The 18,645-nt window shown below is 65.0% G+C and carries 20 protein-coding genes; 7 read left to right on the top strand and 13 right to left on the bottom strand.

Annotated elements, in window-relative coordinates:
* Positions 1-29: 29 nt before the first annotated feature.
* From ACO056_RS07475 to ACO056_RS07460, 4 genes are all read right to left on the bottom strand, one after another.
* Complete coding sequence (locus ACO056_RS07475; protein WP_421854101.1) at positions 30-998, bottom strand: PhzF family phenazine biosynthesis protein; 969 nt, start codon at positions 996-998, stop codon at positions 30-32.
* Positions 999-1,030: 32 nt separating this feature from the next.
* The gene (locus ACO056_RS07470) at positions 1,031-2,143 is read right to left on the bottom strand and encodes an S-(hydroxymethyl)glutathione dehydrogenase/class III alcohol dehydrogenase (RefSeq protein WP_421854098.1); all 1,113 of its coding nucleotides are present in this window, start codon (positions 2,141-2,143) and stop codon (positions 1,031-1,033) included.
* 75 nt (positions 2,144-2,218) lie between these two features.
* Positions 2,219-3,529, bottom strand: a complete 1,311-nt coding sequence (locus ACO056_RS07465; protein WP_421854095.1) for an MFS transporter — start codon at positions 3,527-3,529, stop codon at positions 2,219-2,221.
* A gap of 177 nt (positions 3,530-3,706) precedes the next feature.
* Complete coding sequence (locus ACO056_RS07460; protein WP_421854092.1) at positions 3,707-4,183, bottom strand: MarR family winged helix-turn-helix transcriptional regulator; 477 nt, start codon at positions 4,181-4,183, stop codon at positions 3,707-3,709.
* 99 nt (positions 4,184-4,282) lie between these two features.
* Between ACO056_RS07460 and ACO056_RS07455 the strand changes: the two genes are divergently transcribed.
* The 5 genes from ACO056_RS07455 (at position 4,283) to ACO056_RS07435 (ending at position 8,272) form a co-directional block, all read left to right on the top strand.
* Entirely contained in the window at positions 4,283-5,752 is a 1,470-nt protein-coding gene (locus ACO056_RS07455; RefSeq protein WP_421854089.1) for a carotenoid oxygenase family protein, read from the top strand.
* Between the two features lie 65 nt (positions 5,753-5,817).
* Complete coding sequence (locus tag ACO056_RS07450; RefSeq protein ID WP_421854086.1) at positions 5,818-7,053, top strand: serine hydrolase domain-containing protein; 1,236 nt, start codon at positions 5,818-5,820, stop codon at positions 7,051-7,053.
* Positions 7,050-7,511: a DUF3237 domain-containing protein gene (locus tag ACO056_RS07445; protein WP_421854083.1), complete on the top strand. Its 462-nt coding sequence runs from the start codon at positions 7,050-7,052 to the stop codon at positions 7,509-7,511. The genes ACO056_RS07450 and ACO056_RS07445 overlap by 4 nt, the downstream gene beginning before the upstream one ends.
* 31 nt (positions 7,512-7,542) lie before the next feature.
* The gene (locus tag ACO056_RS07440; RefSeq protein ID WP_421854080.1) at positions 7,543-7,896 is read left to right on the top strand and encodes a hypothetical protein; all 354 of its coding nucleotides are present in this window, start codon (positions 7,543-7,545) and stop codon (positions 7,894-7,896) included.
* A 40-nt stretch (positions 7,897-7,936) separates the two neighbouring features.
* Positions 7,937-8,272 (top strand): hypothetical protein, encoded by a 336-nt coding sequence (locus ACO056_RS07435; RefSeq protein WP_421854077.1) that lies wholly within the window; start codon positions 7,937-7,939, stop codon positions 8,270-8,272.
* Positions 8,273-8,278: 6 nt separating this feature from the next.
* Here the strand turns inward: ACO056_RS07435 and ACO056_RS07430 are convergent, their stop codons facing one another.
* The 8 genes from ACO056_RS07430 to ACO056_RS07395 all read right to left on the bottom strand — a co-directional run bounded on the left by ACO056_RS07430 (position 8,279) and on the right by ACO056_RS07395 (position 16,107).
* Positions 8,279-8,566 carry a type II toxin-antitoxin system RelE/ParE family toxin gene (locus ACO056_RS07430; protein WP_421854074.1) on the bottom strand — a complete coding sequence of 96 codons (288 nt, stop codon included), beginning with the start codon at positions 8,564-8,566 and terminating at the stop codon, positions 8,279-8,281.
* Positions 8,563-8,841 carry a CopG family ribbon-helix-helix protein gene (locus ACO056_RS07425; protein WP_421854071.1) on the bottom strand — a complete coding sequence of 93 codons (279 nt, stop codon included), beginning with the start codon at positions 8,839-8,841 and terminating at the stop codon, positions 8,563-8,565. The genes ACO056_RS07430 and ACO056_RS07425 overlap by 4 nt, the downstream gene beginning before the upstream one ends.
* A 65-nt stretch (positions 8,842-8,906) precedes the next feature.
* The gene (locus ACO056_RS07420) at positions 8,907-10,493 is read right to left on the bottom strand and encodes an MFS transporter (protein WP_421854068.1); all 1,587 of its coding nucleotides are present in this window, start codon (positions 10,491-10,493) and stop codon (positions 8,907-8,909) included.
* Positions 10,490-11,332: an NAD(P)H-binding protein gene (locus ACO056_RS07415; protein WP_421854066.1), complete on the bottom strand. Its 843-nt coding sequence runs from the start codon at positions 11,330-11,332 to the stop codon at positions 10,490-10,492. The genes ACO056_RS07420 and ACO056_RS07415 overlap by 4 nt, the downstream gene beginning before the upstream one ends.
* Positions 11,333-11,347: 15 nt before the next feature.
* Complete coding sequence (locus ACO056_RS07410) at positions 11,348-12,400, bottom strand: amidohydrolase family protein (protein WP_421854063.1); 1,053 nt, start codon at positions 12,398-12,400, stop codon at positions 11,348-11,350.
* Positions 12,401-12,409: 9 nt separating this feature from the next.
* Positions 12,410-13,840, bottom strand: coding sequence for an NAD-dependent succinate-semialdehyde dehydrogenase (locus tag ACO056_RS07405; protein WP_421854060.1), 1,431 nt, complete (start codon positions 13,838-13,840; stop codon positions 12,410-12,412).
* 57 nt (positions 13,841-13,897) lie between these two features.
* Positions 13,898-14,638 (bottom strand): nuclear transport factor 2 family protein, encoded by a 741-nt coding sequence (locus tag ACO056_RS07400; RefSeq protein ID WP_421854057.1) that lies wholly within the window; start codon positions 14,636-14,638, stop codon positions 13,898-13,900.
* Between the two features lie 71 nt (positions 14,639-14,709).
* Entirely contained in the window at positions 14,710-16,107 is a 1,398-nt protein-coding gene (locus tag ACO056_RS07395) for an MFS transporter (RefSeq protein WP_421854054.1), read from the bottom strand.
* 172 nt (positions 16,108-16,279) lie between these two features.
* Between ACO056_RS07395 and ACO056_RS07390 the strand changes: the two genes are divergently transcribed.
* Positions 16,280-17,209 carry an SDR family NAD(P)-dependent oxidoreductase gene (locus tag ACO056_RS07390; protein WP_421854051.1) on the top strand — a complete coding sequence of 310 codons (930 nt, stop codon included), beginning with the start codon at positions 16,280-16,282 and terminating at the stop codon, positions 17,207-17,209.
* Positions 17,206-18,126: an SDR family NAD(P)-dependent oxidoreductase gene (locus tag ACO056_RS07385; RefSeq protein WP_421854048.1), complete on the top strand. Its 921-nt coding sequence runs from the start codon at positions 17,206-17,208 to the stop codon at positions 18,124-18,126. Before ACO056_RS07390 ends, ACO056_RS07385 begins: the two co-directional genes overlap by 4 nt.
* 4 nt (positions 18,127-18,130) lie before the next feature.
* Here the strand turns inward: ACO056_RS07385 and ACO056_RS07380 are convergent, their stop codons facing one another.
* Positions 18,131-18,610, bottom strand: coding sequence for an SET domain-containing protein-lysine N-methyltransferase (locus tag ACO056_RS07380; RefSeq protein ID WP_421854045.1), 480 nt, complete (start codon positions 18,608-18,610; stop codon positions 18,131-18,133).
* Between the last annotated feature and the right edge of the window lie 35 nt (positions 18,611-18,645).

Genomic DNA, 18,645 nt, shown 5'->3' with positions numbered 1-18,645 from the left:
AAGCAGGCACATGCGTGCCCAAAGCCCGGTCAGATCGCCAAAGTGCCCGTGATCCGGTCCGTGATATCGCCGCCGATCCAGAAACGATCAGCGACGCGGTCGACATAGACCCTTCCTTCCCGCCCAAGCACGGTCCCCTGGCTGACCACATAATGATCCGGCGCCAATCCGGCACCGATCAGCCACCGCGCAACGCTGGCGTTGAAGCTACCGGTGACCGGGTCTTCGCCTCCGGACAGGGTCGAATCGAACACCCGCACTTCGAAATCAGGATGGTCTCCACCGGAAGAGCCGCCCCAATGAGCGATCAGGCCGACCCCGTCCATGCGCAGTTTGGCCCAATCCGGCTTCACTCCCAGCAGGCGTTCGCGGCTCCTGATCAGCACTGCCGACTGTTCCAGCCCGGCATCGAGCAGGCGGGAGGCGACAATCTCGTCCTCCGCGAGACCAAGCCCAAGCCGGATCCGGCCAAGCGTGTCCGGATCGATCGGCTCGGATCGGCGCAGCGGCGGGGCGTCGAACGCGAGCCGTCCTGCGGTTCCCCGCAAGCGGACCAAACCTATGCCGCATTCCTGAACGATCTCGGCGCTTCTCGGCTGGCCCCCGGTAGCAAGCCAGACGTGACAGCTGCCGAGCGTCGGGTGGCCGGCAAACGGCAATTCTTCGCCCAGCGAAAAGATGCGAACGCGGTAGTCGGCCTGCGGATTGGTCGGGCGCAGCAGGAACGTGGTTTCGCTCAGATTGGTCCACCTGGAGAAGAGCTTCATCTGCTCATCGGTCAGTTCATCGGCGGCGACGACGACTGCCAGGGGATTGCCGCGAAATGGCACGGGCGAAAAAACATCAACTTGCCGAAAGGCGAGCGAGCTCGGGCGAACGCCCGCGGCGCGCGCCCCCGGCCCGGCCATCACGGCAAATGTCGTGATGGCAAGGCCGGACAAGGCTGCGCGGCGCGAGAGGGGCCAGTTGTTTTCGCTGCCGGAGTGCAATGGTTGCAAAGGCCCCTCCGGCGGTCGCTCGGTCCGGGGTTTCAGAACACCACGACCGAGCGGATCGACTTGCCAGCGTGCATCAGATCAAATGCGGTGTTGATTTCCTCGAGGCCCATGACGTGGGTGATCATCGGATCGATCTCGATCTTGCCCTGCATGTACATGTCGACGATCTTGGGCACATCGGTGCGGCCCTTGGCGCCGCCGAAGGCGGTGCCGCGCCAGTTGCGGCCCGTGACGAGCTGGAACGGACGCGTGCTGATTTCCTTGCCCGCTTCGGCCACGCCGATGATGATGCTCGTGCCCCAGCCGCGGTGGCAGGCTTCGAGCGCGGTGCGCATCACTTCGGTGTTGCCGGTGGCATCGAAGGTGTAGTCCGCGCCGCCGTCGGTCAGCGCGACGATCGCCGCCACGGTGTCCTCGCGGCTCATGCCCCTGGTGTTGAGGAAGTCGGTCATGCCGAACTTGCGGCCCCATTCCTCACGGTCCGGGTTGATGTCGACACCGATAATCTTGTTGGCGCCAGCAAGACGCGCGCCCTGGATCACGTTGAGCCCGATGCCGCCGAGGCCGAAGATCACGACATTGTCACCCACCTGGACCTTGGCGGTGTTGATCACCGCGCCCACGCCCGTCGTCACGCCGCAGCCGATATAGCAGCTCGACTGGAACGGCGCGTCTTCACGGATCTTGGCGAGCGCGATTTCTGGCAGGACGGTGAAGTTCGAGAAGGTGCTGCAGCCCATGTAGTGGAACACGGTCTGGCCCTTGTACGAGAAGCGCGAGGTGCCGTCCGGCATCAGGCCCTTGCCCTGCGTGGCGCGGATCGCGGTGCACAGGTTGGTCTTGCCCGAAAGGCAGCTTTTGCACTGGCGGCATTCGGGCGTGTAGAGCGGGATCACGTGATCGCCGGGCTTCACGGACGTCACACCCGCCCCCACTTCGCGCACGATGCCCGCGCCTTCATGGCCGAGCACCGAGGGGAAGATGCCCTCGCTGTCGAACCCGTCGAGCGTGTAGGCATCGGTGTGGCAGATGCCGGTCGCCATGATCTCGACCAGCACTTCACCGGCCTTGGGGCCTTCGAGATCGAGCTCGACAATCTCGAGCGGCTTCTTGGCTTCGAACGCAACGGCGGCGCGGGTCTTCATGGGCTAGTCCTCCCCGGGGAATGGTGTGCCTTGCCGATAGGCAAAGCGAGGCTTGGGTTCAATCGGGTTCGCGCCTCAATCAGCCTCTCTAAGGGCAAGCATGAGCATTAGCGCTGCGGCCATGACCGAACCGCATGCCATGATCGCCGAGACGGTGAACAGCGAGAGCCCTGCCTTGGCGAAGAGATCGCCGGCAAGGATCGGTGATCCCGCCGCTCCGATACGCCCCGCGCCGATGGCAAAGCCGGTGCCGGTGGCGCGGACATGCGCCGGGAAGCCATGGGCAAACGCGCTGTAGAAGCCGACGATGGCGGCATTGGTGGCAAAGCCGGTGCAGAACACCGCAAAGCGCCAGCCGACGAGCGTGGTCTCGCTACCGCCGAGGCCAAACACCGCGACCGCCGCCGCGCCCAGCAGCAGCATGACGATAGTCGGCCACTTGATCCCGAAGCGGTGCATGAGGAAGCCGAACAGCGCACCCCCGGTCGCCCCGCCGACATTGGCCCAGACCAGCACACTGGCCGCCTGCGGCGCGGCAAAGCCGAAGTCCGCCACGATCTTGGGGGACCATTTGAGGATATAGTAGAAGGTAATCGCGTGAAGCGAGTAGCCCACAGTGAGGACCAGCGTGGTGCCGATGAGGCCGGGCTTCAGGATATCGAGCACGCTCGCCTTGCTGTCACGCGCGTCGACGGGCGGCAGCGCGTCGATCCCGGGCAAGCGCAGTTTGGCCATCGCCGCATTGATCCGCTCCAGCGCGCGCGCCGGGCGGCGGGCCAGCAGATAGGCCGGGGTTTCGGGCACGCAGAACCAGATCAGCGGAATGAACACCACCGTGGCAATTGCGCCAAACTCGAAAACCACGCGCCAATCGCCGCTCTTGAGCAGCAAGGCCGCAATCGTCCCGCCGATGGTCGCGCCCAGCGGATAGCCGATCACCATCAGCGACATCGCAAGGCTGCGGCCCTTGGCGCTCGAAAGCTCGGCCGTCACTGCGTTGATCGCCGCCAGCATGCCGCCGATGCCGAGGCCGGTGATGAAGCGCCACAGCCCGAGCATCTGCGGGTTCTGCGCGGTCGTCGCCAGCGCCATGCCGCTCGCCATGACGACGAGGCACCCCAGCATCGTCGGACGCCGGCCAAACCGGTCCGCCGCGCCGCCGAGCAGGATCGAGCCGACCCCCATGCCGATCAGTTCCATCGCCAGCACCACGCCCAGCGCATCGCGCGCAATGCCCCATTCCTTGGCGATGCCCGGCGCGGCAAAGGCGCTCGAAAGCACGTCGAACCCGTCGAGCGCGTTCAAGGCGATCATCAGCACGACGGCGATCCACTGCGCCGCGCTCATCGGCGTGGCACGAATGATCTCGCGCGGATCGGTGTTCATCTTGTTCTTACTCCCCGGTGGGCAGCGTTCAAAGGTGCTGCCTCAATGTTGTATCCGTTCAACCAAAACCCGCTCATGCTGAGCTTTTCGAAGCATCATTCCCGACCGTCGCGCCAGCACCCTCCGACAGGCTCAGGGTGAGCGGAAGTGGGAGGAAATCACTGGCGAATCACGCCATCACTCATGAATGCGCGAAAGCAGTTCGATCAGCTGGCGCACTTCCTTGTCGCTGAAGCGGCTCTTCACCCAGGCCTCATGCTCGCCAATCGCCAGCTTGGCGCGTGCAAGCATCGCCTTGCCCGGCTCTTCAAGGAACAGCGCCTGCTTGCGGCCGTCCTTGTCGGAACGGTCGCGGCGGAGGAAATGCTTGGCTTGCAGGCGGTTGATGATCGCCATCGTGGTCGCGCGGTCCATGCGCAGGCGCTGCGCCAGATCGGTCTGCGCGATGCCGGGATGGTCATCCACCAGCCACAACACCGACACCTGCTTCTGCGTGAGATCGAGATCGGTGAACGTCTCGGTGAAGTGCCTCAGGCACGCCCCATGCGCGAGGCGGATGTGGAAACCCAGAATGTCCTTGATCGCGCCGATATCGGCTTCGCCCTCATCGGGCGGCGGAGCTGTCACCGCGTCGGCAAACTTGTCCTTGATCAATGCCGCATCCCCATTCCTGGCGCTTGTTCCGCCTTGCCTATTCGTTAGCAACACTTACAATCACACCCCAAGCGAAAACGCGCAAGAGAGGACCTGATCGTGGCCCAATTCCCCTCCAGCCCAAGCTTCACCGGGTTCAACACACCCTCGCGGATCGAGGCGGACATCGCCGACCTCGCGCACGATGGCACGATCCCCCAAGAGCTAAACGGCGCATTCTTCCGCGTCCAGCCCGACCCGCAATTTCCCCCGCGGCTGGGCGACGATATCGCGTTCAACGGCGATGGCATGATCACCCGCTTTCATATCCACGATGGCCAGGTCGATTTTGCCCAGCGCTGGGCGAAGACCGACAAGTGGAAGCTGGAAAAGGCGGCTGGCAAGGGCCTGTTCGGTGCCTACCGCAATCCGCTGACCGACGACGAAAGCGTGAAGGACGAAATCCGCGGCACCGCCAATACCAACGCCTTCGTCTTCGGCGGCAAGCTCTGGGCCCTGAAGGAAGACAGCCCCGGCCTTGTGATGGACCCGGCGACCCTGGAAACCCATGGCTACGAGAAGTTCGGCGGCAAGATGACCGGCCAGACCTTCACCGCGCACCCCAAGGTCGATCCGCGCACCGGTAACATGGTCGCCATCGGCTATGCCGCCAGCGGCCTGTGCACCGACGATGTGACATATATGGAAGTGAGCCCCGAGGGTGAGCTCATCCGCGAGGTGTGGTTCAAGGCGCCCTACTACTGCATGATGCACGATTTCGGGATCACCGAGGATTACCTCGTGCTCCATATCGTGCCCTCGATCGGCAGCTGGGAGCGGTTGGAACAGGGCCTCCCCCACTTCGGCTTCGACACCACCATGCCGGTCTATCTCGGCGTGATCCCCCGCCGCGACGGGGTGACGCAGGCCGATATCCGCTGGTTCAAGCGCGGCAACTGCTTCGCCAGCCATGTGCTCAATGCCTGGCAGGAGGGGACCAAGGTCCACTTCGTCACCTGCGAGGCGAAGAACAACATGTTCCCCTTCTTCCCGGACGTGCACGGCGCGCCGTTCAACGGGATGGAAGCGATGAGCTATCCGACCGACTGGGTGGTCGACATGGCCAGCAACGGCGAGGACTTTGCCGCAATCAACAAGCTCTCGGATTCGATGGGCGAGTTCCCCCGCATCGATGATCGCTTTACGGGTGCGAAGACGCGCTACGGCTGGTTCCTTGAAATGGACGTCCGCCGCCCGGTCGAACTAAAGGGTGGCAGCGCCGGCGGGCTCATCATGAACTGCCTGTTCCACAAGGACCTCGAAACCGGCGTCGAGCAGCATTGGTGGTGCGGCCCCGTGAGCAGCCTGCAGGAGCCCTGCTTCGTCCCCCGCAGCAAGACAGCGCCCGAAGGGGATGGCTGGATACTCCAGGTCTGCAACCGGCTGGAGGAACACCGCAGCGACCTCCTGATTTTCGATGCGCTCGAAATCGCCAAGGGCCCGGTCGCCACGGTGCAGATCCCCATCCGCCTGCGCTTCGGCCTCCACGGCAACTGGGCCGATGCGGCCGATATCGGACTCGCCGCCTGAAAGCCCTTTCCGCCCTCTCCGATTATTGCTATTATGCATAACAATAATCGGATAGGGAGAGTCTGATGTCTGTTCGCCTGTGGCATGCCGTTCTGGCTGCGAGCGTTGCGCTTGCCCCCGTGGCCGTTTCCGCGCAATCGGTCGCTCCTGCCGGCCCATCGCCCGCCGTCATCTCCATGCGCGAGCAATGGCTCAACCCGGCGATCAACAGCTTCACCTTCCGCGATACGGACAAGGTCTTCGAAAGCCGCGCCGTGCCGCGTTCCGGTCCGATCTCGCCGCTCGCCGCCGGCCCCGCGCTTGCCATGCCGCAGCACCAGTCCGCCGCCGCGGGGGCGATGGGCTATGGTGCCTGGGCAGACCGCACCTTCACCAACGCCCTGCTGGTGTTGAAGGACGGCAAGATTGTCTTCGAGGACTACCGCAACAAGTCGGACGCCGCGACGCACTTCATCTCGTTCTCGATGGCCAAGACGATCACCGCACTGCTCATCGGCATCGCGCTTCATGAAGGCAAGATCCGCTCGCTCGACGACAAGGTGGGGGACTATGTCCCCGAACTCAAGGCCGGGGGCTACGGCGATGCCACGATCCGCCAGATCATGCAGATGCGTTCGGGTGTAGACTATGAGGAGCGCTACGATTTCGGCGAGCACCCCAGCCTCGCCGCGATGATCCACATGAAAGCGATCGTGCGCAACCAGATGCGTTTTGCCGATCCTGCCGTGACCATCGGCAAGAAAACCGCGCCGGGCAGCACGTTCAACTACGCCACGCTCGATACCGCCGTGCTCGGCTGGATCCTTGAACGCGCGACAGGCGAAAAGCTGGAGAGCTACACCGCCAGCCGCCTGTGGGGTCCGCTCGGCGCTGAAGCGGGGGCCTTCTGGCTGGCCGATGGCCCGCCCGGCACCGGCCGCGCACTCAATGGCATGGGCTACAACGCGGTACTGCGCGATTTTGGCCGGATCGGGCAGATGATGCTCGACGGCGGCAAGGTGAACGGCAGCCAAGTGATCCCCGCCGGTTGGGTGAGCCAGATGACCACGATGATCCCCTTCCCCGCCGGCTCCGGCCGCAAGACCGAGTTCAAGGGCTATGGCTTCCAGACCTGGCAGGTCGACAGCGAACCCGGCGCCTTCAGCGCGGTCGGGCTCGCCGGGCAGTTCATCTACGTCCACCCCCAGACGCACACGGTGATCGTGAAGCTGAGCTACAACCCGCCGGTCGAGCCGGAATGGCTCACGCCGGAAGTGCTGGACTACTTCCACGCCATCGTGCGCGCACCGGTCAAGCCGTGATCAAGCCCGATCTCGAATTCGTCTACGAGGCGACCGGCGATCTCGAACCGCCGATCCCCATCGGCACGACGTATGACGGCACGCGGCGGATCATTCCCATCCTCGGCGGCGGGCGCGTCGAAGGCCCTCGCATCAAGGGCAGGCTGGTGGGCAACGCCGCAGACTGGCAGCTCACTCGCCCCGACGGGGTGACCGTGGCCGATGCGATCTACGCGCTTGAAACCGATGATGGCGTCATCATCCAGATCCGCAATCGCGGCCTGCGCCATGGCCCGCCCGAAGTCATGGCGCGGCTCGCGGCGGGGGAAGAGGTCGATCCGGCAGCTTACTACTTCCGCACCGTGCCCGAGTTCATCGCGCCCGATGGCCCCTATGACTGGATGAACCGCTCCATTTTCATCTGCTCCGGCGCGCGCTATCCCTTGGGGATAAAGCTGTGGGTATGGCAGGTTTTGTAAGATGCCTGCCACACCCCGAAAGGAACCTGATGTGGCCCGTGCCGACCGCCTCGAACGCCTCGACCGCCGCCGTGAAGGGCTGGAGGCAGACTACCGCGAGGCGCTGATCGCCGCGCTCAAGGTGACCGCTGCGGGGAGCTGGGGCCTGTTCGACCACCGTCAGGACCGTCACGACCGCGCCCGCGCCGCGCCCGCGGTTGCCGAACTGGAAGCGATGGCCGAAGAGATCGCCGAATTGCGCGAGCAGTTGCTGCTGGACGAACCCTTCACGCTGCACCAGCAGTTCCTCGCCGCACGCGGACCGGTGCGCGCGCAGGCTGTGGGTGAGCCCAAACAGGCGCGAGCCTGGCTGGAGCGTCTGGCGGGCGAAGCCGAACCGGAGTAGAGCCGCCGCGCAATTCTGCTGCTGAACCAAAGGCACAAGCATGGCCCGCAAGCATTCCAAAGGCGGTTGGCGAGACGACGAGGACGAAGCGGCAGAGGCCCCTCCCCCGCCGCCGTGCTGGCTCTGCGGCCGCCCCTGCGGCGCCACCATCGTCTGGCACCACCCCGTGCCCAAAAGCCGCGGCGGGCGTGAGACGGTGCCGATGCACGCGATCTGCCAGAACACGCTGATCACCAACTTCACCAATTCCGAACTGCAGCGCGCCGGGATGGATGTGGACCAGCTCCTCGCCAACCCCGCCGTGCGCAAGTTTGTTGATTGGGTGGCGAACAAGGACCCCGATTTCAACGCGGGGGCAGCGAAGAGGGGGCGTTAGGGCGGTTCACGCGCCGTCACGCGGCGGCCATTGCCGGGCAGCGTGAAGAATGCGCAACACTCGAACGCTATCCGCCGTCACGTCGTAGATCAGGATGTAATTGGGGTGGAGCACCAGTTCGCGGGTCCCCACTACGCGCCCGGGCCGCCCCATCGCTGGGTGCGAGGATAGCTGACTGCTACGCTCCGACACGAGTTCATCCAAGGCAAGCGCCGCACCTGGATTGCGTTCCGCAATGTAATCACGAATGGCGCGCCGGTCTGCCAGTGCGGCACCGGTCCAGAGCAGGTTCACGCAGACTTGCGCCGCAAGTTATCCCGCCAGAGCGCCGATTCCGCTTCAACATCATCTGCCGCGATCAGATCGCCCGCATTCGCTGCCTCAATGCCTGTCTGAACTTCCCTGCGGAACCATGCATCATGCTCCGCCATCTGCTGCTGATTGCGGACGAATTCGCGCATGAAGTCTCGCAGAAGCTGCGCACCTGTGCGATCCTGCGCTTTGGCCGCTAGGGCAAAGGCACTTTTGAGTTGCTCTTCGACGCGGAAGGTAAATGTCGCTTCGGTCATGGCAGACCTCAATGTGTTACAACGTACTGACGTCGTAGCACGATCTGCGGGATCAAACCAGTCCTCTACCCCGCCGCCCGCGCCAGCAGGCCCTGCTCATCGCGCTCGGCGCGGCGGGCGATCAGGATCATCAGCACCGCGATCGGCACGGCCACCCAGTTGATGCTGAGCATGGCAAAGCGCAGATTGCCCGTCGCATCCGACAACAGTCCCACGACATAAGGCCCGATGCCAAGGCCCAGAATGGTCATCACCAGCAGGTAGAGGCTCGAAGTCAGCCCGCGCATCCGGGGCAGCACCTGCTCGTACATGATGGCGTAGAGCGGCGGCATCCAGCCGGTCAGCACGAAGCTGTAGGGCAGGAAGCGCCAGAAGAAGGTTGCCGCATCGGGCGCGGTATAGACCCAGAGCGACATCAGCGGCGATGCCGTCATCGCGAAGAGCGCCACGCCCGCGCGGCCGGAGCCCGGCCAGCGCTTCTGCAACCGGTCCGAAAGCGGCCCCCACAGCAGCGGCCCGACAATGCCCATCCCCGCCGAAAGCAGCCCGAACTTGAGCGCCGTCTCGCCCAGCGAGAGGTGGTAGGTGCGGATCAGGAACGTGGGGTTGAACGCCATCATCCCGTAGTTGAGCACCGATTGCAGGGTGCCGACCGCCATGCACATGATCACCGTGGGCGAACCGCGGATCACCCGGCTGGCCTGGGGGTCAGAAAGGCTCACGCTCTGCACGAGGTTGACGATCACCAGCAGACCGAGCCCGATCACCCCCCATTGCAGGGCATGCGGATTGATCGCCGCACTCCCGAACATCAGCGGCGGACGCGGCGAGATCGCGGTGCTCGCCGCGATCAGCGTGACCATGGCCGCAGCGATGACGCCCATCAGCACGAGATTGCGGGCGATCATGGCGGGCGAAGCGGCCCGCGCGCGCATCACGATGAGATGAAAGCCCGGCATAACCGCGCCGAGCATCTCGAGGCTCGCGGCGAACGGGCGCGGATCGGGCGGGGTGGCGATACCGTCCATCAGGCCGCGCTCGGGCTCGCGCAAGGTCCACAGGAAGGCCGCGAGGATAAAGCCGGGCGCGGCGGCGACGAGGAACGCGAACTGCCAGCCCCGCAGCGCCGCACCGGGATGCGCCATGTCCCACCAGTTTGCCGCAAGGCCGCCGAGGATCAGCGAGCCGCCCAGCCCCAGCGCGATGGCCGAGGCCATGACCGCCATGACGAAACCGCGCTGCTGCCGGGGCCAATAGTCATAGAGCAGCGAGGTGCCCGCAGGCGAAGTTGCCGCCTCCCCGATCCCCACGCCCAGCCGCGAAAGCGCCAGCATGGCAAAGCTGGTGGTGAGGCCCGCAAGCCCCGTCGCAGCGGACCAGAACAGCAGGCTGATCGCCAGCAGCCGCGTGCGCACCCAGCCATCGGCGAGCCGCCCCACTGGCAGCGAGAACAGCGCGTAGAACAGTGCGAAGACCGTGCCGTAAAGTAGCCCCATCTCGGCATCGCCGACACCGAGGTCCTTCTTGATCGCCGGCGCGAGGATCGCGAGGATCTGCCGGTCGAGCAGGCTCATCGCCTGCGTCAGCGCAAGCAGGACGAGCGCGTAGCGCCCGCCCTTGGCGACAGCGGTGGGCAGCTGCGGCGCGTTCAAGCCAGCGCCGCCGCGATGGCATCCGCAATCGGCGTGGTCGACCGCCCGATCAGCCGCGAGAGCGCATGGCCGTCATCGAAGAGCGCGCCCTGGCTTGAGGCGACGCTCGAATTCGCCAGCATCGCCGCCAGCCAGCCGGGCAGCCCCGCGCCTTCCAGCGCGGCGGCATAGTCGGCCTGGCTCATGTCGACATAGGCCACCGGCTTGCCGGCAATGCGCGCGACATGCGCGGCGAACTCGGCCATGGTGAAAGCCTCGTCGCCCGCAAGCTCGTGGATATCGCCCGCCCCGCCATCCACCAGCGCCGCCACCGCCGCTGCCGCATAGTCCGCGCGCGAAGCCGAACAGATCCGCCCCGCACCCGCCGCGCCGATGATTGCGCCGTGCTCGATCGAGGGGCCGAGCGAGCCGGTGTAGTTCTCGTGGTACCAGCCATTGCGCAGCAGGATATGCGGCACCCCGCTCACAGCCAGCGCGGCCTCGGTCTCACGGTGTTCCTCGGCAAGGCCGATGGTCGAGGTTGGCGCATGAAGGATCGAGGTATAGGCGATCAGGCCCACGCCCGCCGCCTTTGCCGCATCGATCACGGCCTGATGCTGCGGTCCGCGCTTGCCGACTTCATTCGCCGAAATCAGGAGCAGCCGCTTGACACCCGCCAGCGCCGCCGGATCGACCGCGTCATAATCGAACGCGCGCACATTCACGCCCATGGCAGCCGCGTCCGCCAGCTTGGCCGGCGTGCGCACCAGCGCGACCACCTTGTCCGCGCCGACTTTCTCGATCAGCCCGGCCAGCACCAGTTGCCCAAGCTGACCCGAAGCACCTGCAATCGCGTACATACCCGTCTCCCGTTTTCAGAGCTTGAACCAACGCTCGGCGTTGGTCTGGAAGAACTTTTTCTTGAGTTCCAGGCTCATGTCCATCGCATCCATCGCGTGCACTTCGTCCGGCACATACTGGTATGGATAGTCCATGGCATACATCACCCGGTCCTCGCCCAGCACTTGCTGGCAGAACTTGATCGCCGGCTCCCACGCCATGCCCGAATTGGTGATCAGCACGTTGGAGCGCATGTATTCGGCAATGGTCTTTTTCAGCGGCTTCATCCGCTCGTACCGTTTCGAGCGCACGCCCGCCTGGTGCATGTAGTCCAGCCGGTAGAGCCAGTAGGGCAGCGCCTCGCCCATATGGCCTACCATGATCTGCAGGTCCGGGTACTTGTCGAAAATGCCGATGGTGATGAGGCGGAGGAGATGCATCCCGGTTTCCACGCCAAATCCGAAGATCGCCCCATCGAGCCCTGCTTCGAGCATCGGGCCGATCATGCCGTCCGGCGGTGTCGCGGGGTGGATATAGAGCGGCTGGCCCACATCGCACAGCGCGCGGAAGATCGGATCGAACCTGGGGTCGTCGAGATATTCGCCTTGCGTGTGGCTGTTGATCTGGATGCCCTTGAAGCCCAGCTCGTCAGCGCCCCGGCGGATTTCCGCTGCGGACCATTCCGGATCCTGCGGCGCCACGGTGCCGAGCCCGATGAAGCGATCCGGATACTTTTCGCAGTCTGCTGCGAGGCGGTCATTGGCCCGCGCGGCGATGCCCTTGGCCTCGTCCAGATCGAGCATCGGCTGCACACCTGGCGAGGTCAGCCCGAGGATCGCCTTGTCGATCCCCGTCGCGTCCATATCCGCAATCCGCCGCTCGCCGAGATCGAGCAGCCGCTCCATGATCTGCATCGCGCGTTCGGAGGGGCTGGTCGCGTAGAACCCCCAGAGCGAGACCATGCCCTTGTCGGCCGTGCCATCGCGGATCATCCGCAGGAACACGTCGATCTGTTCCTGCGTGGCGAAAGCTTCCTCGGTGGCGATGCGCAAGTAGCCTTGGGCGCCGCCGGTTTTGAGTTCAGTCATGACGATTTCCTATCCCTCGTGAACCGCCTTGGTCACCATGCAGGCAAGCACGCCTTCCGGCCCATCTTCCGCGCCGTGGCCCGACCAGCGCACGCCGCCGAAGGGCGAATCCGCGCCCGCGATCATGTTGGTGTTGATGCCCACCATCCCCGCCTCGATCTCGCGCGCCAGCCGCTGCTGGCGTTTGCCGTCTTGCGTCCAGGCGAAGGCGGCGAGGCCATAGGGCAGCCGGTTCGCCTCGGCGATCATCGCCTCTTCGCCGGCATAGGGATTGATCAGCGCGACAGGGCCGAACGGCTCCTCGTTCATGACCGCAGCATCGAGCGGAATGTCCGACAGCACCGAAGGCGCATAGAAGAACCCCGCATTGCCGACACGCTCGCCGCCCGTATGCAGCTTCGCGCCGCGCTGCACGGCATCGCCGATCAGCCGGTCCATCGCTTCGGGTCGGCGAGGATTGGCCATTGGCCCCATGCGGGTCGCCTCGTCCAGCCCGTTGCCTACGGTGATCGCCTTCGCCCGCTCGGCAAAGGCATCGCGGAAGCGTCCATAGACGCTTTCCTCGACGATAAACCGCGTCGGGCTCACGCAGACTTGCCCTGCGTTGCGGTACTTCTGCGTCACGACCGTATCGAGCACGCGGTCCAGATCGGCATCGCCGAAGACCAGCACCGGGCCGTGTCCGCCGAGCTCCATCGTTGTGCGCTTCATGTCGTCGGCCGCGAGCTTGGCGAGGTGCTTGCCCACCACCGTCGATCCGGTGAAGCTCAGCTTGCGGATGATCGGGGAGCCCAGCAGGTGCCGGCTCACTTCATCCGGCACGCCGAACACCGCCTGTGCCACATCGGGCGGCAACCCCGCATCGAGCAGGCACTGCAGCACGCCCAGCGCCGAGGCCGGGGTTTCCTCCGCTGCCTTGAGGATCACCGAACACCCCGCCGCAATCGGCGCGCCGAGCTTGCGCCCCGGATTGCCGAGCGGGAAATTCCACGGCGCGAAGGCCGCCACCGGCCCCACCGGCTCGTGCGTCACGGTTGAGCGCATGCCTTCCGGGCGCACCAGCGCGCGGCCATAGATGCGAAACACTTCGCCCGCGTAGAACTGGAACAGCCCCACGTTCATCAGCACTTCGATGCGTGCTTCCGCCAGCGGCTTGCCCTGCTCCAGCGTAGCGATCCGCGCGAGGTCCTCCTGGCGCTCCAGCAAGAGCCGCGCCGCGCCATTGAGCACCGCCGCGCGCTGCTGCGGGGTGGACTTGCGCCACAACTTGAAACCCCGCTGCGCCGCCTCGAGCGCACGGTCGAGATCAGCGGGCTCCGCCAGCGGCAGTTCGCCGATGGTCTCGCCGGTGGCCGGATTGACGACCGCATGGGTGCGGCGCCCGCCGCCGGAGACGCGCTCCCCGGCGATGATCATGTGCAGCGAAGGATAAGCGGTCACGAAGTATCTCCTTTGCGGACGCCGAAATTGCGCCCTACCCCCGTTTTGGCGGAAGCTCTAACCCTTCGCGGCCTTTTCCCGGTCGATATCACCCTGCCAGCGCTGCGCCACGATTTCCTCCCCCGTCACCGGATGCGGCATGTGGAAGGGCACCAGTTTGTGCGTCGGCCAGAGCCAGTGATCCTCGATCAGCGCGTCGGGCCCGGTCGGATCTTCGGGGTAGGTCACTTTGGGGAACGGCACATATTCGTGCGGCGTGTTGGCCCAGCCATGCTCGAAATCGGCGTGCCACTGCGGCATGTAGTTGAGGATGTGGATGCGCCACACCCCGTCCACCTTCTTGTAGGTGTTCTCGTAAATGCCGCCTTCCCACCACTGGCGCGCCTTGAGGTGGGGGGCATCGCCTTCGTAGTCCTTGTGCCGTCCGGCCTGCATCATCGAGCGCGCGCGGGCGAGCGCGGTGACGCCGTCCGCCTGCACGTGGATGATGTCCTGCAGCTGCGGGTGATCGAGCAGGAAGCCGTCGATCGGGCCGTTGTTGCCATAGGTGAAGCGCTTCTGGAACCGCTCGCAATAGAGCCGCCGCACGCCATCCTGGCCCTTCCAAACTCCGCCGAAAAAGCGCACTTCGCCATCAGGTGTGAAGAGGTCCGCCGTCTCAAGATAGAGGCACTTGTCGATCAGGTAGCCGTAGAGGTGCTGCAGCTTGCGGATGTCGAGCTCGTCCTCACGCACGGTGAGGCGGCGCTCCAGTTCGGCCAGCTTGCCTTCCAGCGCGGCGATACGATCTTCGGACATCCGGATTCTCCCAATTCGTTTGTATACCTAACAATCGCGACGAGGCACGCTGCTGTCAACGCCCATTGTGTTCAGCTTCCGGCCGCCTCCAGCCTCTCCACTTCCTCGCGGTAGGGCTTGATCGCACGGATCATCAGCAGGGTGGCGAGCGGCAGTAGCGTGCCCGCGGTGATCAGCAGCGCCTTCCACAGTTGGTGCGGATCGCCGACGATCACATCCTGTACGCGGCCCACCACGAAGCTGCCCATCGCGCCGAAGAAGGTGAACATGAACAAGTAGATCGCCGTCACCTGCCCGCGCATGGCATTGGGCGCGACGCGCTGGACGGCAGCGTTCTGCGGCACGGCTCCAGCCATGCCGAACATGCCTGAAAGCCCGAACAGGATGATCGAAGCCCACGGCGTCGCCATCAGGATCGCGGCGATGGTGCTCACGGTGGTGCCTGCAAAGCAGATCGCGGCGGCGCGCACATTGGCGTCCTTGTGCCGCTTCGCCAGCCATTCCACGAGTCCGCTGCCCAGCAGCAGGCCCGCGAGCGATCCCACCAGCACCGTCACGCTCAGCGCAGCGCCGATCTGCGCCTCGTCCCAACCGAACGTGCGCACCATGAACGGCACCCGCCAGAACTGCAGCCCGAACACCTCGACCGCGCTCAGCGCCAGCGCACCGAACAGCGGGTAGTAGACGCGCGGCTTGGCATTGATCGCCCGCAGCGCATCGAGGCCCATGAAGGTGAGGACGCGCCGCGCCAGCCCCGCATCCCGCGGCACTTGCGGCGCATCGGGCGCAGGGGCAAGGCGCGCGGGCTCCTTCACTGTCAGGAACAGCAGCCCCACGAGCAGGCCCGGCAGCCCCATCACGATCAGGATCCACTGCCAGCCCCGGATCGTCAGCGGCCCCAGTACGGTCGGCGCCCAGCTGGCCGACATCACCACCAGCTTGCCGCCGATCAGCGGGCCAAGCACCGTCCCGCCGATGAAGCCGAACTGCAGCAGCGCGAAGGCGCGGGTCAGCTTTTGCGGCGGGAACGCATCGGCCAGCAACGAGTACGACGAAGGCGCATGCGCCGATCCGCCTGCTGCCAGAAACACCCGGCTGCCAACGAACTGGACGAAAGTCTGCGCGAGGCCGCCCAGCGAGATGATGATGCCCACAACTGCAGCCCCGCCCGCCAGCACATATTTGCGCGGATAGATATCGGCGAGGCGCGCCAGCGGAATCCCCACGAAGAGGTAGCAGATGATGCTCGCCGGCCCGGCCAGAAAGCCCAGCTGCGAATCCGTAAGGCCGAAATCGTGCTTGATCCGCTCGGCCAGCATGCCGAACGTCACCGCATCGAAGAAGGTGATGAAAGTCGCCAACACGATCACCGTGAGCGCCCAGTAGGCCGCTCCTGTGGAGGGCCATTCGCGCTCCCCGCCAGTGCTTGTCGCTGCCCCCGGATCGGCCACAACCGTCGGTCCCGCCATCGTCATTCCTCTCGTCCGGTAGCCCCGCGCTGGAATCGCCGGAGCCTTTTCGTCTCGAACTCGTGCCAAAAATAATTGTTAGTCTTGCATACAATCTCGGCGTGGTGAATAGAAAAGGCAATCTAACAATCGGTGGAGTCAGCAAAGCCTTCACCATCCCAGGAGAGCGACCATGCAGAACCTCCCCGGCAAGACGGCCTTCATCACCGGCGGCGCCAGCGGCATCGGCCTTGGCATCGCCAAGGCGCTCCTCGGCGCGCGCATGAACGTGGTGATCGCCGATATCCGCGACGATCATCTCGCCGCCGCCGAGGCCGAACTCGCGGGCGGCGAAAGGGTGCTGCCGCTGAGGCTCGACGTGACCGACCGCGCCGCTTTCGCCGCTGCCGCAGACGCTGCCGAGGCGAAATTCGGCAAGATCCATATCCTCTGCAACAACGCCGGAGTAGCGGTGGTCGGCCCCACCGAACTCGCGACGTTTGCCGATTGGGATTGGGTCATGGGCGTCAATCTGGGCGGCACGATCAACGGCATCGTCACCATGCTCCCGCGCATCCTCGCGCATGGTGAGGGCGGCCACATCGTCAACACCGCTTCGATGTCTGCGCTGGTGCCGGTTGGCGGGACGACGATCTATTCCAGCGGCAAGGCCGCCGTCACCTCGATGATGGAATGCATGCGCCCCGAACTTGAGGCGCGCGGCGTGATCTGCTCGGCGTTCTGCCCGGGCGCGGTGCAATCGAACATCGCCGAAGCCGGCAAGACGCGCCCCGCAGACCTTGCCGAAACCGGTTATGCCGAGGCCGACAAGCGCCGCGCCTCGGGCGGGAACTTCATGCACCTCTACCAGACCAAGGAGGAAGTCGGGCAGCGCGTGCTGGAGGGCATCCTCAACGACGAGCTCTACATCCTCACCCACAGCGAATTCCTCGCCGGCGTGCGCGAACGCGGCGAAGCGACCACGGCCGCGGTGCAGACCCACCTCCCCGAAAACGCCGAGTACAAGCAGACCTTCGCGATGCTCTTCCGCAATCCGGCGATCACCGCCGAGATCGCCCGGCAGGAAGCGCTGAAGGCCGCGCGCATGGGAGACGCAGCATGAAAGACTTCGCAGGCCGCACCGCCTTCGTCACCGGCGGCGCCAACGGCGTCGGCATCGGGCTCGTCCGCCAGCTCCTCAATGAGGGCTGCAAGGTCGCCATCGCCGATATCCGCCAGGATTCGATCGACAAGGCCCTCACCAGCCTCGACAACCGCGAGGTCATGGGCGTCCAGCTCGATGTTGCCAGCCGCGACGGGTTCAAGGCGGCAGCGGACGAGGTCGAGGCCAAGTTCGGCCCCGTTTCGATCCTGTGCAACAATGCGGGCGTCAACCTGTTCCAGCCGATCGAGGAAAGCTCCTACGATGATTGGGACTGGCTCCTCGGCGTCAATCTCCACGGCGTGATCAACGGGGTGATGACGTTCGTGCCGCGCATGGTGGAGCGGATCAAGGCGGGCGAGCAGAAGGGCGGCCACGTGGTCAATACCGCCTCGATGGCCGCGTTCCTCGCCGCCGGCACGCCCGGCATCTACAACACCACCAAGTTCGCCGTGCGCGGCCTTTCGGAATCGCTACACTACTCGCTGCTGCAGTACGAGATCGGCGTCTCGGTGCTCTGCCCCGGCCTGGTCAAAAGCTACATCTACGCCAGCGACGATATCCGCCCGGACGAACTCAAGGGCGCGATGAAGCCGGTGAACAGCGAAGCGGTAGAGCGGCTAGCCGGCATCCACGAATTCGGCATGGAGCCCGATGTGATCGGCGCGCGCGTGATCGAGGCGATGAAGGCCAACCGCCTCCACATCTTCAGCCATCCCGATCACAAGGAAGAGATGCGCGAGATCTTCGACGAGATCATCGGCGAGTATCAGGACTACCCGAAGGACCCCGGCCACGACCAGCGGGTCGCCTTCGAGAAGTTCCGCCGCGACGCGTTCGCGCAGGCTCGCGCCAAATCGCGCGCGGCGGATTACTGAAGGATCAGGCCGCTTCCGCCAGCCGCTCGGCCAGCCGGTCGAGGATGTGCTGGTTGAAGGCATAGCGTTCCAGCGCATCGGCATCGAGCTGATCGGCGCCGGCAATGCGGCCGAGACACGCGCTGCTACCGCACAGGCAATCGAACGCGCGGTCCATTGTCCATTCGGTCGAGGGGTAGAAGAACTGCACTTCCTCGCCCGGTGTGATGGCGCGCAAGGCGATGATCTCCATCCGCGTCGTATCGAAGAACACGTTCGGATCGCAGCTATGGTTAATGTACTGCAGGTGCTCGGGCGAGAGCAGGATATGCGTGTCCGGCCCGGTCTGCACTGTCAGGTAGTTAGGCGTGGAAAGCGTCTCGCGCGCGCCGAACGGCGCCAGAACTTCGCCTTCGGCAAGGGCCACGGTCGCGACCGCGCGGCTATAGCCATCATCGTTACGCAGCACATCGATACGCGCGTCACCAGCAACTCTGATTTCCATTCTCTACCCTTTCGGCCCCTGAAATTGTAACCGGG

Origin of the sequence: Novosphingobium sp. (genome assembly GCF_965228995.1) — a bacterium.
Classification (GTDB): domain Bacteria; phylum Pseudomonadota; class Alphaproteobacteria; order Sphingomonadales; family Sphingomonadaceae; genus Novosphingobium.
This window is presented reverse-complemented; position numbering and strand designations above follow the sequence as displayed.